This window comes from Pseudomonas sp. TE12508 (assembly GCF_056279485.1).
The window spans coordinates 28,796-45,604 of the sequence record NZ_JBWCCN010000019.1 but is presented as its reverse complement, the minus strand read 5'-3'; the positions used below and the strand labels follow the sequence as shown (position 1 = coordinate 45,604).

Genomic DNA, 16,809 nt, shown 5'->3' with positions numbered 1-16,809 from the left:
GAAAACGCCCCGCAATTGCGGGGCGTTTTTTTGTGCGGGAAAAGCTGACGTTGATCGTTCCCACGCTCTGCGTGGGAATGCAGCCCGGGACGCTCCGCGTCCCTTCCAGAGCCGAACGCGGAGCGTCCGTTGAGGCATTCCCACGCAGAGCGTGGGAACGATCAATGGCGGTGGTTTTTAACTGAAAGTTCAAGGGTGTCCTTTCGGGCCTCATCGCGAGCAAGCCCGCTCCCACAGTGATTGGTGTCGTTCACAAATCCTTTGGTCTAAGCAGATACCTGTGGGAGCGGGCTTGCCCGCGATGACGCCCGTCCATTCACTACAAAATCCAAAGTGAGACTGCTAAACAAATGATGTTTCATCGACATTTCCCGCACACCATAAGATGTAGTGATGGGAATCCTTCTACCCAACGATGGCTTGGAGATGTCAATGAATAACGCTTCAAGAGTCCAGACAATCATTTCAGCAGACCCCGCTCGATGGCGCCTACTCCAGCTTGTTCATTCCCTGGGGTTGCCGGATTGTTGGATAGGTGCAGGTTTTGTCCGGAACGCGGTTTGGGATCACTTGCACGGACGCTTCCCGTCCCCTATCTCGACCGACGTCGACGTAATCTGGTTTGATCCATGTCATTGCACTCCCTCAGATGACAGGGCTTTAGAAGCAGCTCTGCGAGATTTGGACCCGACCGTCCTCTGGTCAGTAAAAAATCAGGCGAGAATGCATGTTCAGAACGGCGATAAACCTTACATCTCCACTAGTGATGCAATGCGTTACTGGCCAGAGACAGCAACGGCAATAGCCGTCAGATTGCGCGAAGGAAACACCTGTGAGGTATCTGCCCCGTTGGGACTGGATGATCTTTTCAACCTGATCATCAGGCCCACTTGGAGATTCACTGAAGAAAAAAAAGCTATGTACCAAGAGCGCTTGAAGTCCAAGGGGTGGACGACAGCGTGGCCTCTACTCAGGCAGGAGTCAGGTCTACCTACAGAGCTATTCGAGTTTTGAAAGAAGACTTAATCAGACACTTACCGGTTTTTAGCAAGAAAGCGGATGCATTCGTTTATCCGGGGGTTTGACCCTGGGTTCGAGGGTGTTCTTTCGGGCCTCATCGCGAGCAGGCTCGCTCCCACAGGGGACCTGCGGTGAATCCATTTTTTGCGAACGCCTCAGATCAAATGTGGGAGCGAGCCTGCTCGCGATGAGGCCAGCCCATCCACTACAAAACCCGAAGCGAGACCGCTAAACAAACACTGTTTAAAAGACACTTCCAGATACTCACTCAGGCTACACATCCTTGCGCCGCTGCCTACGACTACGCCAGAATCCGCCGGCTTGTGCGCCTTGAGGCCGGGCTCTATCGTTTCCGGGTCGCTGACGAATCAGCGATCGGGTTTAGCAGCTCGGTAAATATCAAGGCACGCAGTGTCATCTCTCGATCAGCCGGCTACTTTTGCCTACGCTGGTCTGCGTTATGGTGACTGTGCGTGGGGCACTTCGGTGCGCCGGGTTCCTTGATCCCTGGTCTGCTAACCCGCGTACAGTCGCCACCCTTTCTCGTTTAGCAGCGACGTGTGGCGACTCCATTGATCAAGGAGTTTTACCATGTTCAAACCTACACCGAACCCACCGGAAACCGATCCGGCATCCCCCTACGAATCCCTCGATTCCAAAAAACTCAACGAAGCCGCCGACCGCGCCCTCGATTACCACCTCAAACCGCCCATCCCCAAAGACACCAAGCGCAAACCCAGCACCATTTACCATGTAGGCACCGAGGTCGATAACGAAACCCTACTGGTCAACGCCTGCGAGTCCCTGGCGTCAGCGAGCATGATGCTCAGCGAGTTCGCCGGATTGATGGACATGCCACATCGCAACATGATGTTGGGGATTCAATCGGTGGTCATGCTCGGGGAGCTGGCAGTGAACCGGGTGCTGGATAACTTCGATCCGCGAGGCTAGCGAGGATGATCGTTCCCACGCTCTGCGTGGGAATGCAGCCCGGGACGCTCCGCGTCCCTTCCAGAGCCGAACGCAGAGCGTCCGTTGAGGCATTCCCACGCGGAGCGTGGGAACGATCAACATCACACTACCCCGCAGTTTCCATGCTCAACCCAAATGCCGACTCAGCGCCCGACTCAAGCTTTCATGCACACCCAGCACATCCGGCATGACCGAGGCCAATCTGAGCAAGTCATGGGTCAGCCCCGGGCAATGTTCGAGTTCGACACTCACTCCCTGCGCGCGCAGTTTATCGACGTAGGCCTGGCCTTCATCGAGCAACGGATCGAACCCGGCCAGCAACACAATCGCCGGCGCAACCCCGCGCAAGTCCTCAGCCAGCAACGGTGAGAAGCGCCAGTCCAGCAAATCTTCGGGGCTGCGGGCGTAGTGTTGGTAAAACCAGTCCAGCGTGTCGTTCTCCAGCAAATACCCCTCACTGAACAACAAACGCGAATCGTGGGTTCGCGACGCATCAGTGACCGGATAACACAGCAACTGCACCTTGGGGACGATGGCCACGGTGTGTGGCTGAACCACCGCTTGCAAGGCCAGCACCGTTGCCAATGTGGCACCGGCACTGTCACCGCCGAACGCGACGCGACCGGCATCCAGCCCCAGGGCCGGCGCCTGTTCCGCCAGCCAGGACAAGGCGTCTTCACCGTCCTCCAGCGCTATCGGGAAACGATGCTCCGGCGCCAGCCGATAGCCAACCGATAACACTGCGCATGGCGTACGCCGGCAGAATTCGCGGCAGACTCCGTCATGGGAGTCCAGGCTGCCCACTACAAAACCACCGCCATGGAAGTACACCAGCACCGGCATCGGTGCCGTCGCCCCGCTCGGGCGATACAAACGCAACGCCAGCGGCGCGCCGTCCCGGGCCGTGGTGCTGACCTCCAGCACGTCAAGATCCTGAGGAGCATCCCAACGCAATTGCGCGGTGGTTTGTTCGAAAATCGCCCGCGCCTCGACCGGGGTCAGTTGATGCAGCGCTGGCTGGCCTGCGTCCTGGCCGTCTTGCGCCAGGTCGAGGAAGGCTTCCAGATCAGGGTGTAGCGACATCGAAAGAATCCTTATGTCCGTAAAAAAGGGGCGCGCCTGAGCAACGCCCCCCAGCAATGATTAAAACCCCGGCTCTCAGCCCACCCGCGCCATGCAATGCTCGATCAACGCCTCAAGCTCGCGCTGATAATCCTGCATGAGCCGCTCCAGGGTGCTGGCCCGATAACGCTGGCTGCTGTAGATGCAACGCAGCGCCAACTGACCGTCGTACACCTGGCCGACGATCTCCAGCCAGTTGCCCAGATTGGCCTGCAGGCTGTAGTTGTCACCGGTTTCTTCCAGCGCCGGCACCAGCAAGGCCTGCTCGTCGAAGCTCTGGTCGAACTGCCCCAGATAGTTGAACGTCACCCGTGCCTGCGGCAGATCAGCCAACTGGCGGGCCAGTTGCGGGCCGGCCAGGTGACGCAACACGCCATAGCCGATGCCCTTCTGCGGGATGGCCGCCAACTGCGCTTGCACGTTGACGATCGACGCGCCGATGTCCGCGCTGTCGGGGGTAAGCCGGACCGGGAACATGCTGGTGAACCAGCCCAGGCTGCGACTCAGGTCGATGTTCTCGAACAGGTCCTCGCGGCCATGCCCTTCCAGCAAAATCAGCGCCGACGGCTGTTCGCTCCAGCGGCACAGCGCCCGGCTCAGGGCCGACAGCAGCAAATCGTTGATCTGCGTGCGATAGACCGCCGGCGCCTGCTTGAGCAACTGCTCGGTGTGTTCGCGAGACAATTTGAGCCGCGCCTGAGCCTGGTGACGTACCTGATTCTTGCCGCGACGGTTGTCGCACGGCAGGTCGATACCCGGCTGATCCAGTTGCTCCAGCCAGTAGGCCAATTCCTGCTCGGCAATCACCGGCGCCTGCGCCTGCAACGCTTCGGCAAACGCACGATAGCTGCTGGTGCGGATCGGCAATTGCGGTTCGATGCCCATCACACAGGCCTCATAGGCCACCTTCAAGTCATCGAGCAGAATCCGCCACGATACGGTGTCGACCACCAGATGGTGGATGACCATCAACAGCCGCGCCTGGCCGTCCGGCAAGGCGATGTGCACCACACGCCAGGCCGGCCCATCGTCGAGTTTGAGGCTGCGCTGAGTCAGGTTGGCCAAGGCTTCGACCTGCTCACTGCTCTCGACCTCGCGGCGCCACAGCACCGGCTCGCGGCGCTCGGTCGGTGCGGCATAGCGCTGCAACCAGCGCCCGCCTTCCTGACAGAAGCGCAGGCGCAAGGTGTCGTGGTGGTTTTCGATCCAGCCCAGCGCCTGTTCCAGGGCATCCAGATCCAGCGTCTGACGCGCACTCAGCAAAAACGACTGGTTGTAGTGATGAGACTCGGCCATGCCCTCGGCAAAGAACCACTCCTGAATCGGCAGCAGATTGAACAACCCTTCACTGGCCACATGAGTAAGGTCCACCGCCGGTTGCGCGGTGCCAGCCTTGACCACGTCCTGTTCGACGATGCCGGCGATGGTCTGGTAGCGCATCAGATCGCGCAGCTTGAGGTCCATCTGCAGGGTCGGGTGGTTCCTGACCCGGGAAATCACTTGCAGGCTCAGGATCGAGTCGCCGCCCAGTTCGAAGAAGTTGTCGCTGATACCGACCTGCTCCACCTGCAACACCTGCGCCCAGATGTCCGCCAGCAGTTGTTCCTGTTGATTGCGCGGGGCAACGTATTCCTCGCTTTTGAACTCCGGCTCGGGCAATGCCTTGCGGTCGAGCTTGCCGTTGGGGGTGATCGGGAAGGCACTGAGGCAGACGATCTGCGCCGGCACCATGTATTCAGGCAAGGTGCTGCGCAGACCGGCCTTGAGTTCATCGCCCAGCTGCTGGCCGGCGTCGGTGACGACGTAGCCGATCAGTTGCTTGCCGGAGGCATTGTCCCGGGCGATCACCAGGGCGTCGCGGACCGGCGCCAGTTGCCGCAGGCAGGCCTCGACTTCACCCAGCTCGATGCGGAACCCGCGCACTTTGACCTGATGGTCGATGCGGCCGACGTAATCGACCACGCCGTCCTGGCGCAAGCGCACCAGATCGCCGGTGCGGTACAACCGCTCACCGCTGGCAAACGGGTTGGGCACGAAGCGTTCGCAGGTCAGGTCCGGCCGGCCATGGTAACCACGGGCAACCCCGTAGCCACCGATGTACAACTCGCCGGCAAAACCGGGCGGCAGCGGATTCAATTCTTCATCCAGCACATACAGCGAACGCGCGCCCACCGCCCGGCCAATCGGCGCATAGGCCGCTTCACACTGCTGGCTCACCGGCACTTTCCACAACATCGGGGTGACCACGGTTTCCGTCGGGCCATAGCCGTTGGTGAAGTACTCGGGACGCAGCGCCGCCTTGACCTGTTCGAAGGTCTGGTCCGGCACCGCATCGCCACCGAAGCAATAGATGCGCACCGGTGGCGGTGCAATTCCGCTGGCCGCGGCGTACTCGGCCAGTTGCTTGAGGTAGGCCGGCGGGAAGCAAGCGATGGTCACGCCGTACTCGTGCAGCGCCTGATAGGTCTGCTCCGGCGTCCACAGGCAACCGTCGCGCACCACCAGCCGGCCGCCGCTGTACAGCGTACTCAACCAGCGCTCATGAGCACCGTCGAAGGCGAACGACATGAAGTGCAGCTCGCAACTGCGGGTGTCCATTTCATACAGTGTGGCGATGGCCTGACAGTGCATGCTCAGGGGGCCCTGGGTGACCGCCACGCCTTTTGGCCGGCCGGTGGAACCCGAGGTGTAAACCAGATAGGCCAGCCCTTGCTCCAACACGCGACACACCGGCGCCTCATCGGCATAACGGGACTCGTCGAGCTGATCCAGCTCAAGGCGCAACAGGCCCTCAGGCGCCGGTAACGTTGCCCGCAGGCTGCTCTGGGTCAACAGCAGCGCCATGCCGGAATCTTCGATCATGTACGCCAGACGCTCCGGCGGATAATCAATGTCCAACGGCACATACGCCGCGCCGCTTTTGAGCACGGCGAGGAAGCTGACGACCATTTCCAGCGAACGTGGGAGTGCCACGCCGATCACCACCTCCGGCCCCGCGCCGTGTTCGATCAGGCAATGGGCCAGACGATTGGCCCGTCGCTCCAGTTCGCCGTAGCTCAGGCTCAGCCCGGCGCATTGCACCGCAATGGCCTCGGGCTGACTCAGTGCGTGTCGACCGATCAGCTCCGGCAACAGCTGCGGCTGATGATCCGCTGGCGGCTCGGCGCTCCAGGTTTTCATCGCCTGCCATTGTTCAAGCGACAGGCGCTGCAGGTTACCCAGGCGTTCGTCAGGCGCGCGCATCATCGCCTCAAGGGTGTTTTCCAGCGTCAGGCGAATCCCCTCCACCGCCTCGGCACTGAAGTGGCTGCGCAGGTACAGGTACTCAATCGACAATTCGTCGCCGAGCGTCACCGCCAGGTCCATCGGCACGTTCGTCACGTCATGGCCGATGGATTTGCCGAAGCTCAGGCCGCTATCGTTGTCCTCTTGCAGGCGGTCGTCGATCGGGTAGTTCTCGAACACGATGATGCTGTCGAACAGCGCCTGCCCGCCCAAGCCGGACCAGCGTTGCACGTCCGCCAACGGAGCCTGGGAATGGTCGCGGATATCCAGGTTGTAAGCCTGGATCCGGTTCAGCCAGTCTGCCAGAGGCTGATCCGGTTCCAGCGTCTGAATGATCGGCAAGGTGTTGATGAACAGCCCCAGCATGTTGCCGACATTGGGCAAACTCTCGGGACGCCCGGATACCGTGGCGCCAAAGGTCACGGTGTTTTTCCCGGTATAACGCTGCAACAGCAGCAACCATGCGCCCTGGATCAACGTGTTCGGGGTAATCCGCAGATCGCGGCAGAACTGCAGCAGACGACCGGTCTGTTGCGCGTCCCAATGGGAGTAAATGGCGTTGTGGCCGGGTTCATCGGACACATGCCGTGGATGGATGGCCTGGCTCAACGCCGTCGCCTCGTTGACCGGGGCCAGCCGGGCTTTCCAGAACAGCTCCCGGGCGTCCTGGTCCTGGGCTTGCAACCAGGCGATGAAGTCGCGGTAGCGGCCGTTTTCAGCGCTGATTTCACCCTTGGCGTAATGCTGGATCACCTCACCAAACAGCCGCGAGCTGCTCCAGCCGTCCATCAGGATGTGGTGACTGGTCCAGACCATCTGGTACTGATCTTCAGTGCTGCGAATCAACAACACTCGTTGCAGTGGCGCATGGGTCAGCTCGAAGCCTCGCGCGCGGTCCTCGGCGGCCCGCGCGGCGATGTCCGCCTCGCTGGCGTCGCGATCGCGCCAGTCGAGCACCTGCAAATCGAGCGTCGCCTGACGCTGGACAATTTGCAGCGGTTTGGCCAAGCCATCGTGCCAATGGAAACTGGTGCGCAGGATGGCCTGACGCTCGATGACCGCCTCCCAGGCCTTGCGGAAACGCTCAATATCCAGACCGCCCACCGGCAAACTGATCTGATTGACGTACAGGCTCGAACCATTGTCCGACAAGGTGTGGAACAGCATGCCCTCCTGCATCGGCGACAGCGGATAAATGTCTTCGATCCGGGACGGGGCTATCGGCAAGGCGTCCAGTCGGGCCTGATCCAGATACGCCAACGGGAAGTCCGACGGCGTGACGCCGTGGCTGTCCGGCTGGCAGCAATGCTCGATCAGCAGCTCCAGTTCCCGGGCGTACTCCTCGGCCAGGTGTTCAATGGTCGAGGCGTTGAACATCTGCGTGCTGAACGACCAGCCGACACTCAACTCGCCGCCATACACCTGGCCATTGAGCGTCAGCCAGTTACCCAGCAGCGCATCGTGACTGTGCTCTGCGCCCTTGCCCTCATCGGCCGGCACGAACAAGGCACCGCTCTGGCTATCGAAGCTGCCGTCGAACTGGCCCAGGTAGTTGAAGGTGATACGCGGTGTCGGCAGGGTTCGCAGCGACGCCTGGCAAGCCTCGTCCCCCAGATAACGCAGCACACCGTAACCAATGCCACGATCCGGAATTGCGCGCAGTTGCTCCTTGATTTGCTTGATCGAGCCGGCCAGCTCCTGGGTCGGGGTCAATTTGACCGGGAACAGGCTGGTGAACCAGCCGACCGTGCGGGTCAGATCGAGGCCGTCGAACAAATCTTCACGACCATGGCCTTCGAGCTGAATCAGTACCGACGACTGTTCGCTCCAACGGGCGATCACCCGTGCCAGCGCCGTCAGCAACAGGTCGTTGACCTGTGTGCGGTAAGCCGCCGGGGTCTGTTGCAGCAGTCGTCGGGTCAAGGTCGGGTTCAGGCGACTGTAAAGCGTCAAGGCATGGCGGCTCTGCAGGCTGCCCTGGGGGTTATCTTGCGGCAGCGGCGCGCCGTCCGGGCGCTGCGCCTGCCAGTAAGGCAGTTGTCCAAGCAGCGATTCACTGCGGGCATGAGTTTGCAACTGCTCCGCCCAACGCTTGAAGGACGTGGTCTTGGCCGCCAATGCCAACGGTTCGCCGGCCAGTAACTGGCGGTAGCTGCCCTGCAAATCCTCCAGCAGGATCCGCCACGACACACCATCGACCACCAGGTGATGAACGATCAACAACAAGCGCTGCTCGCCCTCAGGCAAATCGAACAACACCGCGCGCAACAACGGGCCTTGTTGCAGATCCAGGCTGCGCTGGGCTTGTTCGGCGACGCGTTCCAGGTGGGCGGCATCGCTGACCGATTCCAGCCACAACGGTGACAGGCGCCGTTGTTCCACGGTCCGATAGCTCGCCGACCAGCTGCCTGGGGTTTGGGTAAAGCCCAGGCGCAGGCCGTCGTGATGATCGATCAGCGCGTGCAATGCCTGCTCAAGTGTCGCGGCCACCAGAGGGTTCAACGGTTTGAGCAGCACCGACTGATTCCAGTGATGACGCTGCGGCAAGGGTTGTTCAAAGAACCATTGCTGAATCGGCAGTAACGGTGTCTCACCTGTCACCGGGCCTTGATCGATTGGCGCCAGGGCTTTGCCGAGCTGCGCGACAGTGGCTAGCCCCTGGACCGTCTGCTGCTGGAACAGATCCTTGGGCGTGAAGCTGATGCCCTGCTGACGCGCCCGGCTCACCACCTGGATAGAGATGATCGAGTCGCCGCCCAGGGTGAAGAAGTTGTCGGTCACGCCGACCCTCTCGAGTTTCAGAATGTCTTGCCAGATCCCGGCAATCTGCTGCTCCAGCGCAGTGCGCGGTGCCACGTAATCGCGTTGCAGCTGGTTGGTGTCCGGGGACGGCAAAGCCTTGCGGTCGAGTTTGCCGTTGGGGGTCAGCGGCAGTTGTTCGATGAATAGCCATTGCGCCGGCACCATGTAATCCGGCAGGTGCGCCTTGAGTCCGGCCTTGAGTGCCTCGCTCAGATCGTCCTGCTGTTGCGGGCTCAGGTCTGCTTGTGTCGGCACCACATAGGCCACCAGTTGCTGGCCGCTATGGCCTTCCACCGCCAGCACCACGCCTTCGCGCACGCTGTCGTGAGCCAACAATCGCGCTTCGATTTCACCCAGTTCGATACGGAACCCGCGCACCTTGACCTGATGGTCGATGCGGCCGACGTACTCGATCACACCGTCTTCACTCAAACGGGTCAGGTCGCCGGTGCGGTACATCCGCTCGCCATTGCTGGCCAGCGGGTTGGGCACAAAGCGTTCGGCGGTGAGGCTCGGGCGGAACAGATAGCCACGGGTAATGCCGTCACCGGCCAGGTACAGCTCGGCGGCAACCCCAATCGGCGCGGCCTGCAATTGGGCATCGAGCAAGTGCGCGGTGGTGTTCACCAGCGGCCGGCCGATGTTGGCCTGGCCGCCGGCTTCGCGGCGGGTGCAGGTCGAATAGGTGGTGTCTTCCGACGGCCCGTACAAATCGTAAACGTGCTCGACCGAGGTCTCGCGGTACAGCGTATCCGCCAGCGCTTGCTTGAGCGGTTCCCCGGCGAGATTGATGATGCGCACACTTGAAGGGATCTGCCCGGCGCGCTGCAAGGCCGCGATGGCCGACGGCACGGTGTTGATCAGGCGCACCTGATCGCGCTCCGGCAGGTCCGGCAATTCCAGGGCGTTACGCGCCACGATGATCGAACCGCCGCGGGCCAGGGTGACGAAAATCTCCCACACCGACAGGTCGAAGCACACCGAGGTCGAGGCCAGCACGCCTTGCAGGTCCTCTTCGCTGTACACCTCGTGCGACCAGTGGATCAACGCCTGCACGTTGCGATGAGCAATCGCCACGCCCTTCGGTTTACCGGTGGAACCGGAGGTATAAATCACATACGCCAGGTTGGCGGAGTCGATCCGGCGTTCAAGGTTGTGCGGTGCCAGGTCGGCGAAGGCCTGCCCGCCCGCCTCGACCCACACCACTTGCGCCTGGGTCTCGGGCAATTGCGACAGCAAATGCGGCTGGGTCAGCAGCACCCGCGCCTGACTGTCGTCGAGCATGTAGGCCACGCGATCCGCCGGGTAGTCCGGGTCCAGCGGCACGTAGGTGCCACCAGCCTTGAGCACCGCCATCAGGGCAATCACCAGTTCGGCGGAACGAGGCATCGCCACGCCCACGCGGATTTCCGCACCGACCCCCAGTGTTTGCAGATGACGGGCCAGTTGATTGGCGCGGCGATTGAGTTCGGCATAGGTCAAACCAGCACCGGCATGGCGCAAGGCAATCGCCTGTGGCTGCGCTTCGACCTGGGCTTCGAAGCCCTGATGGATCAACGCCTGGGCCGGGTACACCGCATGATGGTCATTCCATTCGGCCAGGGTGCGCAGCTCGCTCGCCGGCAACAGGCCGATCTCGCCCAGCAAGCGTTGCGGCGCGTCGAGGAACTGGCGCAGCACTTCTTCCAGATGAGCGGCCAGGCCGACAATGCTGCGCTCGGCGAAGTGCTCGGTGAGGTAGTTGAAGTCCAGGCTCAAGACCTCGCCGGCACCGGCGATCAGTGTCAGACCGTAGTTGGTTTGCTCGCGATGTTCGAGACCGCTGAAACGCAAGCCGCCCGGATTGGCCTCCAGAGTGTCGGACACCGGGTAGTTTTCGAATACCAGCAAGGTGTCGAACAACGCTTCGCCGTTGAGCGCGGCCAGGCGTTGGATGTCTTGCAACGGCGTCTGTTCGTAATCGCGCAGCAGCAGGTTCTTGTCCTGCACGCTGCGCACCCAGTCGCGGACACTGCAGGTCGCTTGCGGGCTGGCGATCACCGGCAGGGTATTGATGAACAGGCCCAACTGTTGCTCGATGCCCGGCAGGTCCACCGGACGACCGGACACCGTCGCGCCGAAGGCGACGCTGCTCTGCCCGGTATAGCGCTGCAATACCAACAGCCACGCGGCTTGCACCAGGCTGTTAAGCGTCACTTGCTGCTGACGCGAGAAACCGTTGAGACGCTGGGTAAAGGCTGCGTCAAAGGTCAGCTTATGCACGCCTTTGCCGGGGCCGGGCACGGTTTGCCCGTGGCAGGCCGAGGCCAACCGCGTCGGCTCGTCCAGTTCGGTCAACTGCCCGCGCCAGAAAGCTTGCGCCGCGTCCTTGTCCTGACGTTGCAGCCAGGCCAGGAAGTCGCGATAACGGCCCTGGGCACTCGGCACCGGATGCCCGGCGTAATCTTGCAGCACTTCGCCAAACATCCGCGAGTTGCTCCAGCCGTCCATGAGAATGTGGTGGCAGGTGAAGATCAGGCGATGACGATCATCGGCGGTGCGCAGCAGGCACAGGCGCAGCAGCGGCGGATTCTGCAAGTCGAAACCGCGCTCGCGATCAGCCAAGGCACGGGCCTCAAGCACGGCTTGCAGATCCGGTACGGCGCGCACATCCACTTCCGGCATTTCCAGGGTCAGCTGGCGATTGATCACTTGCAGCGGTGTATCGAGGCCGTCGCGTCCCCAGATGAAACCGGCGCGCAGCACTTCATGACGGTCCACCACCCGCTGCCAGGCTTGCTGGAAGCGCGGTACATCCAGCCCGTCGATATCCAGCAGCATCTGATAGACATAAGCGCTGGCGTCGGCGTCGTACAGGCTGTGGAACAGAATGCCCTGCTGCATCGGCGCCAGCGGGTAAATGTCCTCGATCCGCTGCGCCGCAATCGGCAGGCTGTCCAGATGCGCCTGGGACAACCCGGCCAATGGCACATCGGACGGCGTCAGGCCGCCGCTCGGATGATTCAGGCAATGGTCGATCAACTCGCCCAGCGCGACTTCATAAGCGCGAGCCAGGGCATTGATGGTCGCCTCTTCGAACACGTCGCCGCTGTAGGTCCAGGTCAGGCTCAATTGCCCCTGGTAGACGCGGCCGTCGATGGTCAGCCAGTTGCTCATCGGCGCCTGTTCGTCCTGACCGGCGCCCTTGTTTTCGGTGGCCGGCACCCACAGGGCGCCTTCGTCGAAGTTGTTATCGAACTGCCCCAGGTAGTTGAACGTCACCTTGGGTTGGGACACGCCGCTCAGGGCCGCTTGCGCCTCATCACTTCCCAGATAACGCAGCAAGCCATAGCCGATGCCTTTGTTGGGGATCGAGCGCAGTTGTTCCTTGATGCCCTTGATGGACGCTTCAAGGCTGGCCTGCGGAGTCAGGCGCACCGGGAACATGCTGGTGAACCAGCCCACGGTACGGCTCAGGTCGAGGTCGTCGAACAGGTCTTCGCGGCCATGCCCTTCGAGCTGCACCAGGGTACTGTCGGAGGCGGTCCACTCACACAAAACCCGGGCCAGTGCGGTCAACAGCAAATCGTTGACCTGGGTGCGATACACCGCCGGTGCCTGTTGCAGCAATTGCCGGGTGCGCTCGGCATCCAGGCGCGTATCGACGCTGCGCTCGAAACGGTTCTGCAGTTGTCCATCAGGGTTGTCCAGCGGCAAGTCTGCCGGCGCTTCGGCCAGTTGCCCGCGCCAGTAATCCAGCTCGGCTTCCAGCCCGGCGCTGCGCGCATAACCTTGCAGGCGTTCGCCCCAATCCTTGAACGCCGTGGTCTTGGCCGGCAGGCGCAACGGCGTGCCAGCGCTCAGTTGTTGATAAGCGGTTTGCAGGTCTTCGAGCAGGATCCGCCACGACACACCATCGACCACCAGGTGATGGATCACCAACAGCAGTCGCTGGCTGGCGTCGGGCAAGTCCACCAATGCAGCACGAATCAACGGGCCGTCGCTCAGGTTCAGGCTGCGCTGCAGCTCCAGGCACAGCGCTGGCAAAGCCTCGCTGTCAGGCAACGCCACAGTGCGCAGCAGTGCGTTCGGCTGATCGACGGCGGCATGTTCTTGCGCCCAGCCACCTGCGGTTTGGCGATAGCGCAGACGCAAGGCATCGTGATGCCGTTGCAGATGTTCCAGGGCCTGCTCCAGCGCAACCGCTTGCAGAGGCGCGGCCGGGGTCAGCAGGATCGACTGGTTCCAGTGCTGACGCTGGGGAATGTCGGTGGCGAAAAAGTACTGTTGAATCGGGGTCAGCACGGCAGCGCCAAGCACATCACCTTGCATCGCCTGCACCGCATCGCTCTGCTGTGCGACGGTGGCCAGGCGTTGTACGGTCTGGTGCTGGAAGATGTCCTTGGGCGAGAAACGGATGCCCGCCTGACGCGCCCGGCTAACCACCTGAATCGAGATGATCGAATCGCCGCCCAGTTCGAAGAAATTGTCGTTGAGCCCGACCCGCTCGACTTTCAGCACGTCCTGCCAGATCTCGGCCAAACGCTGTTCGAGTTCGCTGCGCGGTGCCGCATAAGCTTCTTGCACCAGGCTTACATCGGGGTTGGGCAGTTGCTTGCGATCGAGCTTGCCGTTGGCCGTCAGCGGCAGGCGATCGAGGAACACCCAGCTGACCGGCACCATGTAGTCCGGCAGGCTTTCACGCAATTGCGCCTTGATCGAATCGCGCAAGCCGGCATGGGCCTCCGCGTCCAGTGACTCGCTCGGCACAATCCAGGTCGCCAATTGCTGCCCACTAAGCCCTTCGACCGCCAGCACCACGGCTTCACGCACCGCGTCATGCTTGAGCAATTGGGTTTCGATTTCTCCCAGCTCGATACGGAAACCGCGAATTTTCACTTGATGGTCGATACGGCCGATGTACTCGATCACCCCGTCACCGCGCAGCCGCGCCAGGTCGCCGGTGCGGTACAGGCGTTCGCCGGCCACAGGGTTGAACGGATCCGGAACGAACCGGGTGGCGCTCATGCCTGGCTGGTTCAGATAGCCCCGCGCGAGCCCGGCCCCGGCGATGTACAACTCGCCGATGCACCCTTGGGGCACCAGGTTCAGCGCGTCATCGAGCAAGTACCACGACAGGTCGACAATCGGCTCGCCGATCGGGCTGCTGTGGCTCTGTTGCAAGTCCGCCATGGACAGCGGGCGGTAGGTCACATGCACGGTGGTTTCGGTGATGCCGTACATGTTGATCAGGGTCGGCGCGCGGTCGCCGAAACGCTCGAACCAGGGGCGCAGGCTCTGCACTTCCAGCGCTTCACCGCCAAACACCACGTAACGCAGCGCATGGTTGCGCGACGAGGCACTGGCCACTTGCATCAGCGGTTTGAACGCCGACGGCGTCTGGTTCAGAACGGTGACTTGTTCATCGCAGAGCAAGGTGTAGAACTCTTCCGGCGAACGGGTGACGTCGTGGGGCACCACCACCAGTTTGCCGCCGTAAAGCAATGCACCGAAAATTTCCCAGACCGAGAAATCGAACGCGTAGGAATGGAACAGCGTCCAGCTGTCCTCGGGGCCGAAACCGAACCAGTGATCGGTGGCGCTGAACAGGCGAATGACATTGCCATGGGGCAGCAACGCGCCTTTGGGCTTGCCGGTGGACCCGGAGGTGTAAATCACATAGGCGAGGTTGTCTGCCGTAGTCATGCACGGCGGATTGGCCGTGCTGCTGTCCTGCGGTGGTTGATTCAGGTCCAGGCAGGCCAGCCCCGGGGGAATCGGCAGTTGCGCCAACAGGTGACCCTGGGTCAGCAACAGCTCGATCCCGCTGTCCTCGATCATGTAGCGCAAACGGTCGTCGGGGTAGCTCGGGTCCAGCGGCACATAAGCGCCACCGGCCTTCAGCACCGCGACAATGGCGACGATCATGTCCAGCGAACGCTCCACCGCCACGCCCACCCGCACATCGGGGCCGACGCCACGGGCGATCAGCAGATGCGCCCATTGGTTGGCCCGGTGATTGAGTTCGACATACGTCAGCCGTTGCCCGGCGAACACCACCGCCGGCGCCTGCGGATGACGCTCGACCTGAGCCTCGATCAACTGATGAATGCACTGGTTGACCGGATGCACCACCGGGCTCGGGTTCCAGTGCGCGAGCAGTTGCTGTTGCTGCGCGTCATCGAGCACCGCCAGCTGGGCAATGCGCTGGGTCGGGTCCTGAACGATCGCCCGCAGCAGGTTGCGCCAGTGCTGCGCCAGGCGTTCGATGGTCGAAGCTTCGAACAGGTCGGTGGCGTATTTGAGCACCGCTTCAATGCCATGGGCCTGTTCGGTGGTGTTCAGCACCAGGTCGAACTGCGCGGTTGCGCTTTGCCATTCCAGCGGCTCGATGCTCAAGCCGTTCAAGCGGGTCTCGACGCTGATGCGGCTTTCGGCCTGGTGGTTGAACATCACCTGGAACAACGGGCTGTGGCTCAGGCTACGTCCCGGCTCCAGGGCTTCCACCAGTTGTTCGAACGGCAGGTCCTGGTGCGCCTGGGCTTCCTGGGCGGTTTGCCGAACCTGACGCAGCAAATCGACGAAGCTGGCTTGGCTGTCGACGTCCGCCTTGAGTACTTGGGTGTTGACGAAGAAACCGATCAGACGCTCGATCTCCACGCGCCCGCGGTTGGCCACCGGCACACCGACGCGGATATCGGCCTGGCCGCTGTAGCGGTGCAACAAGGCCTGGAACGAGGCCAGTAACAGCACGAACAGCGTGACGTTTTCCCGTCGGGCGAAGGCCTTGAGGCTGTCGCTCAGCGCCGGGTCCAGAATCAGGTTATGGCTGGCCCCGGCAAAGCTCTGCTCCACCGGGCGCGCACGGTCGGTGGGCAACTCCAGCACCGGCTGCTCACCGCCGAGCTTGTGTTGCCAGTAGGCCAGTTGACGTTCCTGTTCGCCGGCCTCCATCCATTGCCGCTGCCACAGGGCGTAGTCGGCGTATTGAATCGGCAAGGCCGGCAGCCCGGCGTCATGCCCGAGGTTGAAACCGGCATACAACTGCACCAGTTCCTCGATCATCACCTGCAACGACCAACCGTCCGACACGATGTGATGCAGGGTCAGCACCAACACATGATCATGCGGGGTGACTTGCAGCAGGGCCGCGCGCAACAGCGGGCCGGTCTGCAAATCGAAAGCTTGCTGGCTCTGGGTCTGGACGAAGGCCTGGATCGCCGCCTGCGGGTTTGCTGCCAGCTCAGGGCTCAGCTCGTGAATATCCAGGGCAAACGATCCTGCGGGCAGGATCGTTTGCAAGGGTTGCCCGGCGTCTTGAGTGAACACCGTGCGCAAGGTTTCGTGACGTTCAATCAGCGCCTGGACGCTGCGCTGCAACGCGGCCACATCCAGCGGGCCCTGCAAGCGCAGGGCCGTGGGAATGTTGTAGGCCGCGCTGTGCGGCGCCCATTGCCAGAGAAACCACTGGCGCTGTTGAGCGTAGGACAGCAACAACGGTTCTTCAGCCGTGCGCTTGAAAACCGGGGCAATGTCAAAAAGGTTGACGCCTTTCTGCTTGAGCAGAACCGCCAGAGCCTTTCTTTGCTTAGCCGAAAGTTGTCCTACCGACTCGATTAACTCTTGCAC

General features: G+C 61.9%; 4 protein-coding genes. 2 read left to right on the top strand and 2 right to left on the bottom strand.

The window, feature by feature from the left end:
- Positions 1-432: 432 nt before the first annotated feature.
- Together ACZ9IM_RS24155 and ACZ9IM_RS24150 are read left to right on the top strand one after the other, a co-directional pair.
- A complete protein-coding gene (locus tag ACZ9IM_RS24155) occupies positions 433-1,014 on the top strand; it encodes a nucleotidyltransferase family protein (RefSeq protein ID WP_476225121.1) in 582 nt (193 codons plus the stop codon).
- Between the two features lie 597 nt (positions 1,015-1,611).
- Entirely contained in the window at positions 1,612-1,971 is a 360-nt protein-coding gene (locus tag ACZ9IM_RS24150) for a DUF6124 family protein (protein WP_476225120.1), read from the top strand.
- Between the two features lie 147 nt (positions 1,972-2,118).
- Here ACZ9IM_RS24150 and ACZ9IM_RS24145 read toward each other — a convergent pair whose 3' ends face one another.
- Complete coding sequence (locus ACZ9IM_RS24145) at positions 2,119-3,075, bottom strand: alpha/beta hydrolase (protein WP_476225119.1); 957 nt, start codon at positions 3,073-3,075, stop codon at positions 2,119-2,121.
- A gap of 75 nt (positions 3,076-3,150) precedes the next feature.
- Entirely contained in the window at positions 3,151-16,809 is a 13,659-nt protein-coding gene (locus ACZ9IM_RS24140) for a non-ribosomal peptide synthase/polyketide synthase (protein WP_476225118.1), read from the bottom strand.